1 protein-coding gene is annotated in these 3,304 nt (G+C 45.4%); it reads left to right on the forward strand.

Annotated elements, in window-relative coordinates; translation table 11 throughout:
- Positions 1-928 precede the first annotated feature (928 nt).
- Positions 929-3,157 carry a photosystem I core protein PsaB gene (gene psaB / locus DP116_RS27605; protein WP_169158166.1) on the forward strand — a complete coding sequence of 743 codons (2,229 nt, stop codon included), beginning with the start codon at positions 929-931 and terminating at the stop codon, positions 3,155-3,157.
- Positions 3,158-3,304 lie beyond the last annotated feature (147 nt).

Here is a 3,304-nt window from a genome sequence, read left to right on the forward strand (position 1 = left end):
GATGCTCGCATTAAATTGAAGCGACTTTATCCCTCAATTCAAACTTGATGACCTAGTAGGGTGAGGATGGACAAAAATACCTCAAGCATAGAGGATGGAAATACCTCAAACAAATGACATTTCGCCTACGTGTTCCTCGACCATAACATGGCTGTGCTGACCCAGTTGAGCAAGAAAATTGGAAAAAAAACTCGATTTGAGGCTCAAATTTCTTCAAGCTCGATATCCAAGCGCTGAAATCGAAGTTTGGAGCATGGACGAGCAACGCTACCGGACTTCATCCAATCTTGTGTAGAGTTTGGGTATCATTCGGCGAACAACCAATTGCTTCTGTCGTACAGAGGTATAAATGGATGTGGTTATATGGGGACGCACTAATCTTTACAAAACGCGCAACCCGATAACAACTGGAGTTTGGACTCAAAGCCAGAGAATACATTTTTAAATAATTGATTTTCCAATTATTTAGGATCTGGCTAGCGTATTCATCTAGCAGTGCAGATGGTGGTGAAACCTTGGCAATAGAAGCTTGAAAACTTCATTTATTATATGCACTTTCTTCCTACCTCAGACTCTATTAACAATCTGTAATATTTTGGTTGTATTGAGGATGACAAGCAAATTTCATACTAATCTCTTTCTTTAGTAAGAGATGCAATGGTTGTTTTAGTAGATAATTTGTTTATGACTCATATAAAGTTGAAAGCATCATACCAACTGAGGATGAAAAGGCAGGAAGAAAACTTTATTTTTGCATGCATTGGCATGTTTCCAAGAAAACGAGTTTTCTCCTCATACTTACGCTTCTTTTTTTATGAGATTGACCTCCGATTAAGGCTGAAAGACTGTTTTTTCAATTTGCTGTGTTGCTAGCTGATTAAAACTAGCAACCTGAATAAGCGTTTAGGGGAGGATGTTCGTAAAATACATGGCAGTAAAATATCCTAAATTTAACCAGGATCTTGCACAGGATCCGACGACACGTCGGATTTGGTACGCGATCGCAACAGGAAATGATTTTGAAAGCCACGATGGCATCACAGAAGAAAATCTTTACCAAAAGATTTTTGCAACTCACTTCGGTCATGTGGCAATCATATTCCTGTGGGCATCAAGCTTGTTGTTCCACGTAGCCTGGCAAGGTAACTTTGAACAGTGGATGCAAGATCCTGTTCATATTCGCCCAATCGCCCATGCGATATGGGACCCCCACTTCGGTAAACCAGCAATAGATGCTTTTACCCAAGGCGGCGCTAACTATCCAGTTAACATTGCTTACTCTGGTGTTTATCACTGGTGGTACACCATCGGTATGCGGACGAACAATGATCTCTACATAGGTTCATTGTTCCTCCTGCTGTTAGCAGCAGTGTTCCTGTTTGCAGGTTGGTTGCACTTACAGCCCAAGTACCGTCCTAGCTTAGCTTGGTTTAAGAGTGCAGAACCCCGTCTGAACCACCACCTAGCAGGTTTGTTTGGTGTTAGCTCTCTGGCATGGGCAGGACATTTGGTTCACGTAGCAATCCCCGAATCTCGTGGTATTCACGTTGGCTGGAATAACTTCCTGACGACTCTACCACATCCGCAGGGATTGGGACCATTCTTCTCTGGTAATTGGGGTGCCTACGCTGCGAACCCAGATACGGGTGAGCATATATTTGGTACATCTCAAGGTGCAGGAACTGCAATTCTGACATTCTTGGGTGGGTTCCATCCACAGACTGAATCGCTGTGGCTGACGGATATGGCACACCACCACTTGGCTATAGCAGTCATCTTTATCATCGCCGGTCACCAATACCGCACTAACTTTGGGATTGGTCACAGCATCAAAGAGATGCTCAACGCCAAGAACTTCTTTGGTATCCAAACTGAAGGTCAATTCAACCTGCCTCACCAAGGACTGTACGATACCTACAACAACTCTCTGCACTTCCAGTTGTCTATTCACCTGGCAGCGCTAGGTACTGCTCTTTCCTTGGTGGCGCAGCATATGTACGCTTTGCCTCCTTATGCCTTCATCGCTAAGGACTACACGACCCAGGCGTGTCTCTACACTCACCACCAGTACCTCGCTGTGTTCTTCATGGTCGGTGCTTTCGCCCACGCTGGAATTTTCTGGATACGTGATTACGATCCAGAGCAAAATAAGGGTAACGTACTTGACCGGGTCATAAAGCACAAAGAAGCGATTATCTCTCACCTGAGTTGGGTTTCTCTGTTCCTAGGCTTCCACACTCTGGGATTGTACGTCCACAACGACGTAGTCGTTGCTTTTGGAACTCCTGAGAAGCAAATCTTGATTGAACCAGTGTTTGCTCAGTTTATCCAAGCTGCTCAGGGTAAGGCGCTGTATGGCATGAATGTACTGTTATCTAATCCAGATAGCCTTGCACACACTGCTTGGCCTAACCACGCAAACTTGTGGCTACCAGGTTGGCTGGATGCGATTAACAACGGTACTAACTCCCTGTTCCTAACCATTGGTCCTGGCGATTTCTTGGTTCACCACGCCTTTGCTCTGGGTTTGCATACCACCACGCTCATTTGTGTTAAGGGTGCGTTGGATGCTCGTGGTACCAAGTTAATGCCCGATAAGAAGGATTTCGGTTTTACTTTCCCCTGTGACGGTCCAGGTCGGGGTGGTACTTGCCAAACTTCCTCTTGGGAACAGTCGTTTTACCTCGCTATATTCTGGGCACTTAACACTGTTGGATGGGCCACCTTCTACTTCCACTGGAAGCATTTAGGAATCTGGCAAGGTAATGTGGCTCAGTTCAATGAATCTTCTACATATCTCATGGGCTGGCTGCGAGATTATCTCTGGGCTAACTCCGCTCAAGTCATGAACGGGTACAACCCCTTCGGTACAACTAACCTAGCTGTTTGGGATTGGATGTTCCTCTTCGGGCACCTAGTTTGGGCAACGGGTTTCATGTTCCTCATCGCTTGGAGAGGTTACTGGCAAGAGTTGATTGAAACTCTAGTTTGGGCACACGAACGCACTCCATTGGCAAATTTAGTCCGCTGGAAGGATAAGCCTGTTGCTTTGTCCATCGTCCAAGGTTGGTTGGTGGGTCTGACTCACTTCACAGTTGGATACATCTTGACCTACGCAGCATTCCTCATTGCCGGAAACGCTGGTAAATTCGGTTAAAGTTTTTGATTTTGATATCTTCTGACCTTTAGCTTCCCCTCTATCTGGATGGTACAGAGGGGAATTTCTTTTGCTCTCAAACAAGGCGCAAAGTGCAAAATCCCCTAGGGAGTGTTAACGCTGTTCCGCGAAATTCAAGAGTCCGCC

The sequence above is a fragment of the Brasilonema bromeliae SPC951 genome (assembly GCF_012912135.1).
Lineage (GTDB): Bacteria > Cyanobacteriota > Cyanobacteriia > Cyanobacteriales > Nostocaceae > Brasilonema > Brasilonema bromeliae.